Annotated in this window: 15 protein-coding genes, 1 tRNA gene and 1 pseudogene (1 of these 17 cut by a window edge); 8 read left to right on the top strand and 9 right to left on the bottom strand. The window is 61.8% G+C overall.

Annotated elements, in window-relative coordinates:
• Positions 1 to 17 precede the first annotated feature (17 nt).
• Entirely contained in the window at positions 18 to 1,700 is a 1,683-nt protein-coding gene (locus ACZ1HA_RS15410) for an ABC transporter permease (RefSeq protein ID WP_472714509.1), read from the top strand.
• 122 nt (positions 1,701 to 1,822) lie between these two features.
• Here the strand turns inward: ACZ1HA_RS15410 and yghU are convergent, their stop codons facing one another.
• On the bottom strand, positions 1,823 to 2,698 hold the full coding sequence (yghU, locus tag ACZ1HA_RS15405) for a glutathione-dependent disulfide-bond oxidoreductase (protein WP_472714508.1): 876 nt from the start codon (positions 2,696 to 2,698) through the stop codon (positions 1,823 to 1,825).
• A gap of 132 nt (positions 2,699 to 2,830) precedes the next feature.
• Between yghU and ACZ1HA_RS15400 the strand changes: the two genes are divergently transcribed.
• Complete coding sequence (locus ACZ1HA_RS15400; protein ID WP_436398535.1) at positions 2,831 to 3,106, top strand: PilZ domain-containing protein; 276 nt, start codon at positions 2,831 to 2,833, stop codon at positions 3,104 to 3,106.
• A gap of 21 nt (positions 3,107 to 3,127) precedes the next feature.
• On the opposite strand, the gene ACZ1HA_RS15395 is transcribed toward ACZ1HA_RS15400, so the two are convergent.
• From ACZ1HA_RS15395 to ACZ1HA_RS15385, 3 genes are all read right to left on the bottom strand, one after another.
• Positions 3,128 to 3,832: a DUF1868 domain-containing protein gene (locus tag ACZ1HA_RS15395; RefSeq protein ID WP_472714507.1), complete on the bottom strand. Its 705-nt coding sequence runs from the start codon at positions 3,830 to 3,832 to the stop codon at positions 3,128 to 3,130.
• Positions 3,833 to 3,951: 119 nt separating this feature from the next.
• Complete coding sequence (gene ykgO / locus ACZ1HA_RS15390) at positions 3,952 to 4,077, bottom strand: type B 50S ribosomal protein L36 (protein WP_005850168.1); 126 nt, start codon at positions 4,075 to 4,077, stop codon at positions 3,952 to 3,954.
• A gap of 75 nt (positions 4,078 to 4,152) precedes the next feature.
• Positions 4,153 to 4,227 (bottom strand) — tRNA-Val (locus ACZ1HA_RS15385).
• Positions 4,228 to 4,377: 150 nt separating this feature from the next.
• Here ACZ1HA_RS15385 and ACZ1HA_RS15380 point away from each other — a divergent pair.
• Complete coding sequence (locus ACZ1HA_RS15380) at positions 4,378 to 5,238, top strand: N-formylglutamate amidohydrolase (protein WP_472714506.1); 861 nt, start codon at positions 4,378 to 4,380, stop codon at positions 5,236 to 5,238.
• A gap of 247 nt (positions 5,239 to 5,485) precedes the next feature.
• Here the strand turns inward: ACZ1HA_RS15380 and ACZ1HA_RS15375 are convergent, their stop codons facing one another.
• Positions 5,486 to 6,739, bottom strand: coding sequence for a DNA polymerase IV (locus ACZ1HA_RS15375; RefSeq protein ID WP_472714505.1), 1,254 nt, complete (start codon positions 6,737 to 6,739; stop codon positions 5,486 to 5,488).
• Between the two features lie 316 nt (positions 6,740 to 7,055).
• Positions 7,056 to 7,772, bottom strand: a complete 717-nt coding sequence (gene pyrF, locus ACZ1HA_RS15370; protein ID WP_472714504.1) for an orotidine-5'-phosphate decarboxylase — start codon at positions 7,770 to 7,772, stop codon at positions 7,056 to 7,058.
• Between the two features lie 303 nt (positions 7,773 to 8,075).
• On the opposite strand from pyrF, the gene ACZ1HA_RS15365 reads away from it, so the two are divergent.
• Positions 8,076 to 8,201 carry a hypothetical protein gene (locus ACZ1HA_RS15365; protein ID WP_472714503.1) on the top strand — a complete coding sequence of 42 codons (126 nt, stop codon included), beginning with the start codon at positions 8,076 to 8,078 and terminating at the stop codon, positions 8,199 to 8,201.
• A 76-nt stretch (positions 8,202 to 8,277) separates the two neighbouring features.
• Positions 8,278 to 10,896, top strand: coding sequence for an ATP-dependent chaperone ClpB (gene clpB, locus ACZ1HA_RS15360; protein WP_472714502.1), 2,619 nt, complete (start codon positions 8,278 to 8,280; stop codon positions 10,894 to 10,896).
• Between the two features lie 124 nt (positions 10,897 to 11,020).
• Here clpB and ACZ1HA_RS15355 read toward each other — a convergent pair whose 3' ends face one another.
• Positions 11,021 to 11,386 (bottom strand): hypothetical protein, encoded by a 366-nt coding sequence (locus ACZ1HA_RS15355; RefSeq protein WP_472714501.1) that lies wholly within the window; start codon positions 11,384 to 11,386, stop codon positions 11,021 to 11,023.
• Positions 11,387 to 11,687: 301 nt separating this feature from the next.
• Between ACZ1HA_RS15355 and ACZ1HA_RS15350 the strand changes: the two genes are divergently transcribed.
• Positions 11,688 to 12,275 (top strand): tetratricopeptide repeat protein, encoded by a 588-nt coding sequence (locus tag ACZ1HA_RS15350; protein ID WP_472714500.1) that lies wholly within the window; start codon positions 11,688 to 11,690, stop codon positions 12,273 to 12,275.
• 73 nt (positions 12,276 to 12,348) lie between these two features.
• Here the strand turns inward: ACZ1HA_RS15350 and ACZ1HA_RS15345 are convergent, their stop codons facing one another.
• Positions 12,349 to 13,206 carry a TauD/TfdA dioxygenase family protein gene (locus ACZ1HA_RS15345; protein WP_472714499.1) on the bottom strand — a complete coding sequence of 286 codons (858 nt, stop codon included), beginning with the start codon at positions 13,204 to 13,206 and terminating at the stop codon, positions 12,349 to 12,351.
• Between the two features lie 114 nt (positions 13,207 to 13,320).
• Positions 13,321 to 13,809, bottom strand: a complete 489-nt coding sequence (locus tag ACZ1HA_RS15340) for a fasciclin domain-containing protein (protein WP_472714498.1) — start codon at positions 13,807 to 13,809, stop codon at positions 13,321 to 13,323.
• A gap of 264 nt (positions 13,810 to 14,073) precedes the next feature.
• Between ACZ1HA_RS15340 and ACZ1HA_RS15335 the strand changes: the two genes are divergently transcribed.
• Together ACZ1HA_RS15335 and msrP are read left to right on the top strand one after the other, a co-directional pair.
• A complete protein-coding gene (locus ACZ1HA_RS15335; RefSeq protein ID WP_472714497.1) occupies positions 14,074 to 14,724 on the top strand; it encodes an HAD family hydrolase in 651 nt (216 codons plus the stop codon).
• A gap of 104 nt (positions 14,725 to 14,828) precedes the next feature.
• Positions 14,829 to 15,211 (top strand): annotated as a pseudogene (msrP, locus tag ACZ1HA_RS15330) (protein-methionine-sulfoxide reductase catalytic subunit MsrP); it runs 527 nt beyond the window's last position.

Here is a 15,211-nt window from a genome sequence, read left to right as displayed (position 1 = left end):
ACAGTCAAAAACGGGGCATGTCCGATCAGACACATACCAGCCCTGGTGCGCCTTTCCGGCTGCGCCGCGCCACAGACAGCCTGCGGGCCCTGGGTGGCATGGCCTTTGTGGTGGCCCTGGTCTGTGCGCTGCCCATGGTGGCCGTGGCCATTGCCGCGCTGAGCGGCGGTACGGACACGGTGGCACATCTGGCCGGTACCGTGCTCGGCCGGTACAGCCTGACAACCCTTATTCTGGTGGTGCTGGTCTCGATAGGCACCTTTGCCATCGGCGTTGGTGCGGCGTGGCTTGTGACCATGACACGCTTTCCCGGTGTACGTATCTTTGAGGTGGCGCTGGTGCTGCCGCTGGCCTTTCCCGCCTATGTGCTGGCCTATGCCTATACGCATGTGCTTGATCATCCGGGCATTGTGCAGTCGCTGCTCAGGGATGTGACAGGGTGGGGTGCGCGGGACTACTGGTTCCCCGAGGTCCGGTCAGTTGGCGGGGCGGCGTCGATGCTGGTGCTGGTGCTTTATCCTTATGTGTATCTGCTGGCGCGCGCGGCCTTTCTGCAGCAGTCGGCGACCACGTTTCTCGCGGCCCGCGCGCTGGGGTCCAGCGCCTGGTCTGCCTTTTTCCGGATCAGCCTGCCGCTGGCCCGTCCGGCCATTGCGGGCGGCGTGCTCCTGGCAGTGATGGAGACAATCGCGGATTTCGGTACCGTGGCCTATTTCGGGGTCCAGACCTTTGCGACGGGCATCTATACCAGCTGGTTTTCCATGGGCGACCGGGCGGGGGCCGCGCAGCTGGCGCTCTGCCTGCTGAGCTTTGCGCTGCTGCTGGCGATGCTGGAACGGGCGCAGCGCGGGCGGGCGCAGTTCTATGACCCCGCGCGCCGCCAGCAACCGATGGAGCCCGCACGGCTGCAGGGCCGGCAGGCCGCGTTTGCGATGGCGCTGTGTGCGGTGCCTGTGCTGCTGGGGGCCGTGCTGCCGATCATTATCCTCTTTTCGATGGCCCTGGGCTCAGAGCAGAACCTGCTCAGCCCGCGCTACATCGGGTTCATCAGCAACTCGCTGATCCTCGCATCGGTCGCAGCGGGTGTGACCGTTCTGGCGGCGATCTGCGTGGGCTTTTTCCTGCGGTTGCGCCCGGGCAGGCAGGCGCGGACCGCGGCCTATGTCGCCCGGCTAGGCTATGCGGTGCCGGGCGGGGTGATTGCAGTGGGACTGCTGGTGCCGTTTGCGGCCTTTGACAATGCGCTCGACGCCTTCATGCGCGCGCAGTTCGACATCAGCACCGGCCTGCTGATCACCGGATCCATCTGGCTGCTGGTGGCCGCCTATATGGTGCGGTTTCTCGCAGCGGCTCTGGGCGCCTATGAGGGCGGGCAGGCGCTGGTGCCGGCCAATATGGATGCCGCTGCACGGTCGCTGGGCCAGACGCCGGGCGGGACGCTGCGGCGTGTGCACCTGCCGATCCTGGCGCCCAGCCTGCTGACCGCACTGCTGATCGTTTTTGTCGATGTGATGAAAGAGCTGCCCGCAACGCTGATCATGCGGCCGTTCAATTTCGATACGCTGGCGGTGCAGGCGTACCGCCTGGCCAGTGACGAGCGCCTGGAGGGGGCAGCGGTGCCCAGTCTGGTGATTGTGGCCATTGGTGTGCTGCCCGTGATTCTGATCTGCCGCCAGGTGGGACGGCAGCGCAAAAGATGAGGGCCGCCGGATTTCTCCGACGACCCTGCGCACTGTTAACCCTGATGTAGCGCGATTGCGCCCGGTTTCACCCTGTACCTGTCGCGCTGCCCGTTGCAGACGCGGATGAGGGCGGTGCCGGATCAGGCGGGCTCGCCCGTTTTGTCCTGGGTCCGCGTGTCGAAATCACCTGCGTCATGGCGTTCATGCAGCTGCATTTCCGGCTCGCCAAAGGTCCGGTTGACCATCCGTCCCCGCTGGACTGCGGGTCGCGCGTCGATTGCCTTCGCCCAGCGCATCACGTGCTCATAGCTGTCCACATCTAGGAATTCCGCCGCATCATAGAGCCGGCCCAGCACAAGCTGCCCGTACCAGGACCAGATGGCGATATCCGCGATTGTGTACTCTGCGCCCGCGATGAACTCATGTTCCGCCAGCTGCCGGTCCAGCACGTCCAGCTGCCGTTTGGTTTCCATTGCAAAACGGTTGATCGGATATTCGAATTTCTCGGGCGCATAGGCATAGAAGTGGCCGAATCCGCCGCCCAGATAAGGTGCCGATCCCATCTGCCAGAAAAGCCAGGAGAGCGTTTCAGCCCGTGCTGCGGGACCTTCGGGCATGAATTTTCCGAAACGTTCCGCCAGGTGCAGCAGGATCGCGCCGGATTCGAAGACCCGCTGGGGTTCATCAAAGCTGTGATCCACGAGTGCCGGGATCTTGGAGTTGGGGTTGGCGCCCACAAAGCCGCTGCCGAACTGATCGCCGTCGCCGATTTTGATCAGCCAGGCGTCATATTCTGCCTCTGAAATCCCCAGCGCCAGCAGTTCTTCGAGCAGAACCGTGACCTTGACCCCATTGGGGGTGGCCAGCGAATAGAGCTGCAGCGGGTGTTTCCCGACAGGCAGGTCTTTGTCGTGCGTCGGTCCGGCGATGGGGCGGTTGATGCTGGCGAACTTCCCGCCGCTTTCCTGATCCCAGGTCCAAACGCGGGGCGGTGTGTATTCAGTAGTGTCGGTCATCCTGTTGTCCTCTCGTCGCCGTTCCTGCACCGACCTATGCTTTGTTCGGATCAGAACAAGGGCCAGGGTTAATCTGTCGTAAGCACATTTGTGGCAGTCTCGGCACCCGAGACGCACAGGCCGGAAAACACCATGCACAAATGGCGAAAACAGCGGGCTGCCGCGCGGATGCCGGCCACCCTTGTCTGCGGACAGGTCAGGGATCGTGTGCTTGTCCTGAACATCAGTGAGGATGGCGCCCGTCTGTCCGGGGCCCCGCCGATGCCTGCGGGCGCGATGATTGCGCTGCAGCTGATGAACCATCGCCTGCCGGGCAAAGTGGCCTGGCAACGGGGGGATGCAGCGGGCATTGCGTTTCAGCCTGCGCTGACCGCCCATGTCCTGGGGCTGTTACGCCGCCTGGTCTGAGGACGTGGTTGCCTTGTGGCGTCAGGTGCCCAGCACCAGCAGTTCCGGAAAAGCGTCCATATCTTCGAACCGGCAAAAGGCAGGCGGTACCAGCGGGATCACCGGCGCATGGGCTGCCAGCTTTGCATGGATGTCCCGCAACCCGGCTTCCCAGACCGGCACCAGATCATCCGGAATCCAGTCAAGAAAATAGGCGAAAGTCATGTGAAACCGGTAGCTGTCGTGTTCGCGGTGGCGAAAGCCAAAGGGTTCTGTCAGCGCTTCGCGCCATGCCAGCATCGTCGCCCGGTCCTGTGGTGTGGCGCCATCGAGGTTGAGCCCGCCGGGCCGGAGAGATGTGACCGATACCTGAAAGGGCGGCGGCGGTACAAAGGCAGTCAGGCGCTCTTTGAGCTTTTCCGTGATGTCATCAATGGGGGCCGTGCGGTCCATGCCAGCGGGCCAGGCATCTTCGGTCCGGCGCGTTTCGATAATGCCTTCGAACACGGTCATGTGCAGGCTGTCTTCGGCGGTAAAGAGCAGACACTCCGCGCCGGGCAGCGCCTGAATGGCCTGGCGCGCCTCCAGCACGGCGGTGTGGGCAGGGTCGCTGCGGTCGAGATGGCAGACGACGGTATTGCCCGGCTCGTGCAGGAACCCGTCGGGACCATAGCGCAGGCCCAGCCGGCTGGGTGGCCGTGGGTTGTTGCCTGCGGACGCTGCCGCCACTTCGCTGCGCTGTGTCATTGGGTTCTCCTGTACATGGGCCGCCTGTCACAGCGTCACAGATACAGAAATTTCTGGGCTGACACAGAAAAAAAGCCGCCCCGAAGGAGCGGCTTTTCGTTACTTTGCTGCGCTGCAGATCAGCCCTGGCGGGCTTTGAACCGGCGCTGCGTTTTGTTGATTACGTAAACGCGGCCTTTTCTGCGCACAACACGGCAGTCGCGGTGCCGGTTCTTGAGCGAGCGGAGCGAGTTGCGAACCTTCATGGTCATCTCCTCATGTTGTGGCGCGGGCCAGCGCCGGGTTGCGGGCGGCCCGCCGCAGCGGACCAGTGAAACAGGTGGTGGGCGATACTGGGATCGAACCAGTGACCCCTTCGATGTCAACGAAGTGCTCTACCGCTGAGCTAATCACCCACTATGTTGATGCGGATTCTGTTGCCCCAAACAAAAATGGGGCGCGAAAAAACGCGCCGGTAGCGGGGTCTATAAAAGGAGTCGCCAGAGGGATCAAGAGCTTTTGGCTTTCATATTTTATGCGCTATGCTCTGAGCGGAAGGAAACCGAATGACACCCGCTCCATTTGACATAACCGAACCAGAGTATCTGAGCTCCTGCGTTGTCTTTGCCTCGCCCCACAGCGGGCGGGACTACCCGTCTGCGATGATGCGCCGGTCGGTGCTGGACAGCCATGTGATCCGCTCGTCAGAGGATGCCTTTGTGGACTGCCTGTTTGAGGCAGCTACAGATTTCGGAGCGCCGTTTCTGCGCGCAGGTGCCCCCCGCGCCTTTGTCGATCTCAACCGCAGCCCGGATGAGCTTGACCCGGCACTGATCAACGGTGTGCGGCGGCAGGGGCACAATCCGCGGGTGGCCTCCGGGCTGGGGGTGATTCCCCGTGTTGTGGCCAATGGCCGTGCGATTTACCGCGGGAAGATCCCGCTCAGCGAGGCGCGGGAACGCCTCGATGCCTATTGGTATCCCTATCATGCGACGCTTCAGGACCTGCTGGACAGGGCACACCGCCGTTTCGGCCAGACAGTGCTGATTGACTGCCATTCCATGCCGCGCGAGGCGGTTGCCGGTATCGCCCGCACAAGCTCCTGCCGCCCGGAAGTCGTTCTGGGCGACCGGTTTGGCGCGGCGGCCTCCGGTGACGTGGTCGACCGGATCGAGGCAGCCTTTGCATCTGCTGGTTTTGCTGTGGCGCGGAATGCGCCCTTTGCCGGTGCCTATATCGCCCAGGCTTACGGCAGGCCGTCCCGTGCACAGCATGCGGTCCAGATAGAGATCGACCGGTCACTTTACATGAACGAGCGTACAATCACGCCCAACGACAACTATGATAACGTGCGCGCCGCCTTGCGCGGTGTCATCGCAGAGATTGCGCAGATCGGGCAGGGCCGGATGCCGCTGGCGGCTGAATAAGGTACTTTGGTATTTTCCGGAGGATACGTGCTGCGGCGCGGGTTCGACCAATGGCAGAGGTACCTTCCTGCGTTTTACAACAAACACAAAGTGATGTGAATTTCTTGCCCCTGCGCGTTAGTTCAGAGGCGAAAACACCCCCTTCATTCCCAGGCCGTCTGGCGGGCACCGCCGGACAGCGCCCGACCCCCGTCAACCGGGGGGAGGGGGCTCGCCCGTCTCTCTCCGGATGGCTTGCGGCGTACCATCAGCGCAGCGCCCGGCCTTTCAGAATAGCATCCGGCCCGAACCGGGCTCTGATCTGATCGGTCGCCCGTTCCGCGTCAGTCCGTGTTCTGGCGCCGGGGTCCAGCAGATCTCCCGACCGGTCCGCGTCTGCATCGGCGATCAGGTCTGACAACCCGCATCCCAGCAGCCGGTAGGGACCTTCGTCTCCGACCTGATCAAAAAGCCCGCGTGCGGTGCGGTAAACGGTATCGGCCATCTGGGTGGCGTCCCGCAGGCTGACCCTCCGGCTGAGCAGGGAATGGTCTGCGCGTTTGAGTTTCAGCGTCACCACCCGCCCGGCGAGCCCTTTTGCCTTGGCCCGGTCGGACACTTTTTCGGCCATACGCCAAAGGTGTCCGTCCAGCAGATCAGGATCAGCAGTATCCTCAGAAAAGGTTGTCTCATTCGAGATCGATTTCATCGGGGCATGCGCTGAGACCCGGCGGCTGTCCTCGCCGCGTGCCAGATGCCACAGCCGGTCCCCCATAGAGCCAAAGCGCGCCACAAGATCCGTGCGCTCCCAGCGCAGCAGGTCGGAAAACGTACGGATGCCTGCCTTGTCCAGCGATGCCTGGGCGGCCTGACCCACGCCCCAGATCAGGCGCACCGGTTTGTCGCGCAGGAAGTCATCCGTTTCCGCGCGCCCGATCACGGAAAATCCGTGCGGCTTGTTCAGATCCGAGGCCACCTTGGCCAGAAATTTGTTGTGACTGAGCCCGATTGAGCCCGTCAGCCCCAGTTCGGTACGCATGCGCCGGATCAGGCGGGCGAGCATCACCGCAGGCGGTGCGCCATGCAGCCGTTCGGTCCCGGACAGGTCCATAAAGGCCTCGTCCAGCGACAGCGGCTCAATGTCCGGCGTCAGTTCTTCCATCATGGCGCGGATCGCGCGCGACACCTCTACATAAGCCTCCATGCGGGGCCGGATGATCACCGCATCCGGGCAGAGTTTCAGGGCCTGAAACATCGGCATCGCAGAGCGCACTCCCCGGATACGGGCCACATAACAGGCGGTTGAAACAACGCCCCGCCGGCCGCCGCCGATGATGACCGGTTTGTCCTGCAGGGACGGGTCATCGCGTTTCTCGACAGAGGCGTAAAAGGCGTCGCAGTCCATGTGCGCAATCGACAGCTCGCGCAACTCATCGTGCGCCACCACGCGGGGGCTGCCACAGGACGGACAGCGGCGACCCGCATCAAATTCGGTCAGACAGTCACGGCAGAGGGCGGGCATCGGTCACAGCATCCGGCAGGGGCGGCGGTCGGGTACAGTATACCAGCACTGTTCCGGGTTGCCATCATGCGCTGAAAGGAAAAACCCCCGCTGCCTGAAGCGGGGGGAGGTAACGAACCTCAGGAAGACATGGTCCGTTGGGGAGTATCACCTTACGTCAACTTACCACCTGAGCGTGAAACCGCCGAGGCCAATTTGCAGGAATTAGCCTGGATGCTGTTGTCTGTTGTGCTTGAGCCACAGTTTGTTGAGTGAAACAGTGGGTGATTCCTCATCCATCCACAGGCTGTGTACAACTCTGAATTGTTCTGAAATTTCAGCGATTTGGGCTCTGTGCCTGGGGGCTGTTCAGCTCGGACACGATGGCCCGTGCCGCCGCGCCCGGGTTCTCTGCTGTCCAGACCGGACGGCCGACAACAATATGATCAGCACCGTCCGCAATGGCCTGGGCCGGCGTGGCGACTCGCTTCTGGTCGCCCAGATCCGCGCCTGCGGGCCGCACACCTGGTGTGACGATCAGGCGTCCGGCGGCTTCCGGCAGGGACCGGATAAGTGCAGCTTCCTGCGGGGAGGCGATCACACCGTCCGCCCCGGCCTCAAACGCGCGCGCGGCCCGTGTCTGCACCAGGTCCGGTATGTCGCCGGGCACGATCAGACCCGCGTCCAGATCAGCACGGTCCAGCGAGGTCAGGATCGTTACGGCCAGGATTTTCGTCTGTGACCCCCCGGCCCCTTCGCGGGCCGCGCGGACCACGTGCGGATCGCCGTGCACCGTCAGAAAATCCAGATCAAACTGCGCCAGACCGCGCACCGCAGCCTCGACCGTGGCCCCGATGTCAAAAAGCTTCATGTCCAGAAAGATGCGCTTGCCGTGCTCCTGTTTGAGCTCATTGGCCAGCGCCAGGCCGCCGCCGGTCAGCATGCCAAGACCGATTTTGTAAAAGCTGACCGCGTCCCCGATTTTGCCCGCCAGGTCCAGCCCGGCTACAGCGTTCGGCACGTCCAGTGCGACAATCAATCTGTCATCAGTCATTCTGCATCCCCCGGAAATCTGCCGTGTGATTAGGCCCGTGGTGCGTGAATGTCTATGCGCAGACGTAAAAACCCGGAACACGCGGTGGGCGTGTCCCGGGTAAACTGTCATTCAGCTGTGTCACACTGCAGGAAACGGTCCGGGGAAGCGGTCAGGTTTCCATCAACGCAGTGCGTCATCTGATGTCAGGCAGGCAAAACAGGCCCACTGGTTACGCGTCTGGCGCTGGTGTTCATTGCGTGTCACCTGTTTTGCGCCCCCACATCGCTGTTTTAGCCGCCGCAGGTCAGGGGGTAACGGGGAATGGGTGAAACGGTTTCCCATCTTGAATTGATGTGGATCAGGGTGCAGGCGCGCGCGCGGGTCTACAGTATTCCCGTGCTGCGCGAATATGGTCTTGAAGCCGGACGTGTGGCGCACCAGATATGATCCAAGGCCTCAGGAGCCGGTATGCCGCTTAGCCGGGTGCCGGACGGGACGGGCGCTTATGAAAAGGAGAATACCCATGGACTTGAACAGGTTCACGGAACGGTCACGCGGTTTCATTCAGGCCGCCCAGACCATTGCCACGCGTGACAGCCACCAGCGGCTGGCACCGGAACATCTGCTGAAAGCATTGCTTGATGACGATCAGGGGTTTGCGTCAAACCTGATAAGTGCCGCCGGCGGTAAGCCTGCGCGGGTGCGCGATGCGCTGGAGCTGGGCTTGGGCAAGATGCCGAAAGTCACGGGCGATGCCGCCCAGGTTTATCTGGACAACGCAACACAGAAGGTTCTGGCCGAAGCGGAGGCGCTGGCCAAAAAGGCTGGCGACAGCTTTGTGCCGGCCGAACGTCTGCTGATGGCGCTGGCCATGGTGAAGTCCGGGGCGAAAACCGCGATGGAGGCAGGCGACGTCAATGCCCAGGCGCTGAATTCTGCGATCAATGATGTGCGCAAGGGGCGCACCGCGGACAGTGCGACGGCCGAGGATGGCTATGACGCGCTGAAGAAATACGCGATGGACCTGACGGAGCGTGCGGAAGCGGGCAGGATTGACCCGATCATCGGACGCGACGAGGAAATCCGCCGCGCGATGCAGGTGCTGAGCCGCCGGACCAAGAACAACCCGGTGCTCATCGGTGAGCCGGGTGTGGGTAAAACCGCCATTGCCGAGGGTCTCGCGCTGCGGATTGTGAACGGTGACGTGCCCGAAAGCCTGCGCAACAAGAAGCTGCTGGCGCTGGACATGGGCGCGCTGATTGCAGGCGCGAAATATCGCGGCGAGTTTGAGGAACGCCTCAAGGCAGTGCTGACCGAGGTCACGGAAGCTGCAGGCGAGATCATCCTGTTCATCGACGAGATGCACACACTGGTTGGTGCAGGCAAAACGGATGGCGCGATGGATGCGGCCAACCTGATCAAACCGGCACTGGCGCGGGGTGAGCTGCATTGTGTGGGCGCCACGACGCTGGATGAATACCGCAAGTACGTTGAAAAGGACGCGGCCCTGGCGCGGCGCTTCCAGCCGGTGATGATCCTGGAGCCGACGGTAGAGGATACGGTCAGTATTTTGCGCGGCATCAAGGAGAAATACGAGCTGCACCACGGGGTGCGGATCTCGGATTCCGCACTGGTGTCGGCGGCGACGCTGAGCCACCGGTACATCACGGACCGGTTCCTGCCGGACAAGGCGATTGACCTGGTGGATGAGGCCGCATCGCGCCTGCGCATGGAAGTCGACAGCAAGCCCGAGGAACTGGACGCGCTGGACCGGCAGATCATGCAGCTGCAGATCGAGGCCGAAGCGCTGAAGAAAGAGGACGACGCGGCCTCCAAAGACCGGCTGGAACGGCTGGAGGAGGAACTTGGCGGTCTGATGGAGCAGAGCACCGCGATGACGGCGCGCTGGCAGGCAGAGCGGGACAAGCTGGCAGGCGCGCGCGACATCAAGGCGCTGCTGGATCAGGCGCGGGCCGAGCTGGAGATCGCCAAGCGCGAGGGGAACCTCGGCAAGGCGGGTGAGCTGAGTTATGGTGTGATCCCGCAGCTGGAGAAACAGCTGGAAGAGGCTGAATCCCATGACGACAGCGACGTGATGGTCGAGGAAGCCGTGCGGCCCGAACAGATCGCCAGTGTGGTCGAACGCTGGACGGGTATCCCGGCGGGCAGGATGCTGGAAGGCGAGCGCGACAAGCTGCTGCGCATGGAAGAGCAGCTGCACACGCGCGTGATCGGTCAGGACAAAGCCGTCCGGTCGGTGGCCAATGCGGTGCGCCGCGCGCGTGCGGGTCTGAACGACGAGAACCGGCCGCTGGGCTCGTTCCTGTTCCTCGGGCCCACCGGTGTGGGTAAGACCGAGCTGACCAAAGCGGTGGCTGAGTTCCTGTTTGATGATGACAGCGCCATGGTGCGTATCGACATGTCAGAGTTCATGGAGAAACATGCGGTCGCCCGCCTGATCGGCGCGCCTCCGGGCTATGTGGGCTATGACGAGGGCGGTGTGCTGACCGAAGCGGTGCGGCGCAGACCCTATCAGGTCGTGCTGTTTGACGAGGTTGAAAAGGCGCACCCGGATGTGTTCAACGTGCTGCTGCAGGTGCTGGACGACGGCATGCTGACCGATGGTCAGGGCCGCACGGTGGATTTCAAACAGACGCTGATCATCCTGACATCGAACCTGGGGGCGCAGGCGCTGAGCCACCTGCCCGACGGTGCCGATGCCTCGGACGCGCGGCGCGATGTGATGGATGCGGTGAACGCGCATTTCCGGCCTGAATTCCTGAACCGGCTTGACGAGACGATCATCTTCGACCGTCTGGGCCGCGCGGATATGGACGGCATTGTCACGATCCAGATGGCGCGTCTGTTGAAACGTCTGGCGGGGCGCAAGATCACGCTGGAGCTGGATGACGGTGCGCGTAAGTGGCTGGCCGATGAAGGCTATGACCCGGTCTATGGCGCACGGCCGCTGAAACGTGTGATCCAGCGCGCGCTGCAGGACCCGCTGGCTGAAATGCTGCTGGCCGGTGACGTGCTGGACGGGCAGACCATCGAGGTCAGCGCGGGCAGCGAAGGTCTGATCATCGGCGACCGGGTGTCTGCGAGCAACCGGCCCAAGCCGGATGATGCGGTCATTCACTGAGTGTTTTGCAGAACAGGAAAGGCCCGCTCCGGCGGGCTTTTTTTGGTGTTCGCTGTGATCCTTTAGCAACCGATGGTTTTTGCCTCGCCAAGGTCTGTTGGCGAATTGAATGACGTTAAAAATATCATCTGGACGCGGCGCAAACAGAAGTAATTGTTCCGTCCGAAGCGGTCCCGACCATGTTTAGAACGCAATACGACGAATTGAGCTCTACCAGTAGCCAGGCAGCGCACAGCGTTATGGCGAAAGAGCCGATAAAGAAAATTGCATTTCGGCAAAGCGCTTTTCTGGCATCTGTGTTTCTCGAATGGTTCAGAACACGGAAAAACGAAAAGAAACCACCCGTTGCAAAGTCCCAAGCACCGCGTGCGGTAGCTTGTGAGGTGAAAATCAAGTTTGAAAGCGACGCAAAGAGCTTGAAGAACCAGAAAATCGCAACCAGAAAACCAAAAATCACAACCACCAAGAGAACATATATCAACGTGGCCACGTCTTTAGGCTCCTTCGAAACCGCAACTAAATTAGCTGAGTCTTAGTGAGACTAGATCGCTCAACTTGGCCAAGTGCGCAATACCGGCGCTGGATTTGCGAAGCAGACATCGACACATTCGCAGTGCAAGACTGCTTATTCCGCACAGCAGTCACCGGCGGCCGCGTGTTTTCCGTCATTCGTGATTTCCCATAGCGTCGTCGGTGCCGTAGCCTGACAACAGGTGATGGTTGGAACCGGCCTGCCTGTAAATGGAGAGGTCCTCAAAATGCTACGATGCCGAAACAACAGATTCGCGCGTATGCGGGCAAGCTATGCGGTGGTTCTGGGCGTGGCGCTGATCATCGTGCCCCCGTCCGTTTCAGCTGCCGATTTTGAGACCGGAATGGAAGCGTTCCGTGCGGGCGAAACGCAGCAGGCCTTTGAGGCCTGGCACCCTCTGGCCCAGACCGGGCATCCGGACGCGCAGCATGCGCTGGGTCACATGTATGAGTACGGTCACGGAACGGAGCGGGACGATGCGGAGGCTGCTTTCTGGTACGAAAAAGCCGCGGCACAGAACAACGCAGAGGCGCAGTACCGGCTGGGTGTTCTGCTGGATAACGGCTGGGGCGTACCCCGGAACCGCGCAGGTGCCGCAGCATGGTATGCCCGTGCGGCACAGCTGGGCCATGTTTTCGCGCAGCATGATCTGGCGTTTATGTACCTGAAGGGCACCGGCGTGCCGATGGACAGGGTGCAGGCCTACAAATGGCTGAAGATCGCGTCCCAAAGTCGGGCAGACCTGATGGCAAAGCATCTGGATCATGTATCAAAGACCATGACCCCGGCTGAGGTGAGGGAAGCGGAACGCCAGGCCCGCGCATGGCTGAACGCACAGAGGCTCTGACGAGCGGTGTCCATCGCCGGTACGTGATGAATAACCAGTGTCTGCCATGGATCTTATGCGCGGGGCGGGAGGATCACGCGGACGGGCGCAGCGTATCGAGGCCGTCCGCGGCGCTGGCCGACACGCAGATTGAGGCGAGCGTGCGAGGCTGCTCGTAAGGCCAGGGCATGGCACGGTGCAGCGTGGCGCGTTCATCCCAGATCAGGACATCCCCCACCTGCCACTGATGCGCATAAATGGCGTCTTCGGGTGTCAGAGCGTCGATGATCTCGTCGATCAGGTCCTGGGCCGGCCCGGCATCCATTCCCGCGATCCCACAGGCGTGCGAGGCGATATAGGCTGCGTCCTGACCGTTTACCGGGTTTGTCCAGATGCCGCGCCAGGTCTGGCCTGTCCACTTTGTGATGTGATCCGCCTGGGCGAGATCGGGGTCGATTTTTCGGCGTGAATGCGTGAGGCGGTGTTCGAAGGCACCGGCAAGGGCATCCCGAAGATGCTGTGGCAGCCGCGCCAGTCCCGCGCGTGTTGAGACCAGTTCCGTTGTCCCGCCGCTGGTCGGAACGACGCGGGCGGTGATGATATTGGCCAGCGACGGGACGGGCAGGAAGGTGGAATCCGTATGCCAGAGCATATTGGCCTGCAGATCCTTGAGACGCAGGGCATCCGGGAGCAGAACTGACCCGTCCGGCCGGACGTTGGATACGGCAGAGACAAAATCCGGACCATCTGTCCGGTTTTCTATGGGACCAAAGAGGCGGCCGAACCGCAGGATGTCCTCGTCTGACCAGTCCTGTCCGCGGATGAGCAGCAAAGAGTGTTCCTCGAAGGCCGCGCGCAATTCGGGATAGAGAAAATCGTGTGTGGCTTCTTTGAGGTCGATGCCCGGAAGCTCGACGCCGAAATCGTTGTGAAGGGGTATGGTCTGCAACATGGGTTCCCGCCGTGTGTCCACTGGACGTTATCGAAGCGGATCAGGGGCCACGATGCAAGAGTTGCCTTTCGGGGGCAGACGCGCCCGGAGTGAACCCCGGGCGCATCGTCGGTTTTACGCTTCCGGCGGCAGGATCACGCTGTCGATCACGTGGATCACACCGTTTGATGTTTCGATGTCAGCGGTCACGACGGAGGCGTCGTTGATCATCACGCCGTTGTCCAGATCAACGGTGATCTCGGAGCCCTGAACGGTGGCAGCGGTCATGTCATCGGAAAGGTCCGTGGACATCACTTTGCCCGGTACCACGTGATAGGTCAGCACAGCGACCAGCTGGTCTTTGTTCTCGGGCTTCAGCAGCGTTTCCACGGTGCCTTCGGGCAGGGCAGCAAAGGCTTCATCGGTGGGGGCGAAAACGGTGAAGGGACCTTCGCTCTTGAGCGTGTCCACCAGATCTGCGGCGCTGACCGCTGCAACCAGTGTCTCAAAGGTGCCCGCGTTCACGGCGGTGTCCACGATGTCCTTTTTGTAGCTGCCTGCGATGGCAGCTGTGCCTGCGATGGCTGCGGCGGCGGTCAGGGTGATGAGTGTCTTGCGAAACATAGGTCTTCCTTTGGCTGATGTTATGGTTTCTGCCGTCTTGGGCATTGACGGGAAAACGCATGAGGGAGGGGAACGGATCACCGGGGATTATCGCTCACGCCATTTGACGGAGACGTGATCCGCGCTAAGCCGGAGCCGTTTTTCAGATCAAATAACAAAAATGTCAGAACTGCTGGCGATCCGGATCACGAATTGGGCCGCAATGGATTGACGCGGGCGGTGAAGTAGCCCCATGCAGGGCGGGAAGAGCCGGAGGATACCGATATGATCATGCCGCCCGGGATGGTGATCTTTGACTGTGATGGTGTGCTGGTGGACAGCGAGCCGATTTCGGATCGTGTCATTCAGAAATCACTGGCGCATTACGGCCTGGAGATCACCGTGCAGGAGGTATCCGGGCTGTTTCTGGGCGGTACGATTGCCGGGGTGGCGGACACCGCACGCGGGATGGGCGCGCGTCTGCCGGGCGACTGGGTCGACAATATATATGCAGAGATTTTTGAAGCGCTCGCCGAGGAGGTGGAACTGGTCCCCGGTGCGCCTCTGGTGCTGGATGCGCTGGACGCGGCTGGCATTCCCTATGCGGTCGGCTCGAACGGTCCGCACCGCAAGATGGAGATTACCCTGAAGCGGACGGGGCTGGCGGCGCGGCTGGCCGGGCGCGTGTGGTCGCGCGAGGACGTGCCGAACCCGAAACCGGCGCCGGATGTCTATCTGGCCGCAGCACAAGCTCAAGGCGTGCCGCCGGAGCGCTGCGTCGTGATTGAGGACAGCCCTAACGGCGCGCGCGCGGGTGTTGCAGCCGGCATGTATACTGTGGGCTTCGCCGCGCATGCGGACCGCGCAGCACTGCTTGCGGTGTGTGATGCGGCGTTTGACGCCATGCCGGAGCTTCCGGCGCTGCTGGGCCTCTGATATTTTTCGTTACAGTCTGCTGTCCGGATTGTGAGACAAATTGGTTTGGACGTGGCGCGCGCGCCCTCTACATCAACGGAAACGAGTTTTGACCGGAGCATCTGATGGCATTTCGCTGGAAGAACACACTGACCGATAACGACGTGACTGACGAAGCGGTGTACCTGAACCGCCGTCAGCTGATGGGCGCAGCTGCGGCCGGCCTTGGGCTTGCGGCCACCGGAAGTCAGGCATCAGCAGCAGAAGAAGAGCTGGAGCCCAACTCCTGGGAAGACATCACAGAGTATAACAACTTCTATGAATTCGGCACCGACAAGGGCGATCCGAAGCGCTATGCCAATGCGCTGACGATTGATCCCTGGAGTGTGAAAATCGACGGGATGGTCGACAACCCGGGCGACTATGCCTTTGAGGACATCATGAAGGCGATGACCATCGAGGAACGGCTTTATCGTTTCCGCTGTGTCGAGGCCTGGTCGATGGTAAT

This window comes from Roseobacter sp. S87, assembly GCF_055693285.1.
Note: the sequence above shows the minus strand (reverse complement) of the source record. Positions and strands in the feature narration are given on the sequence as shown.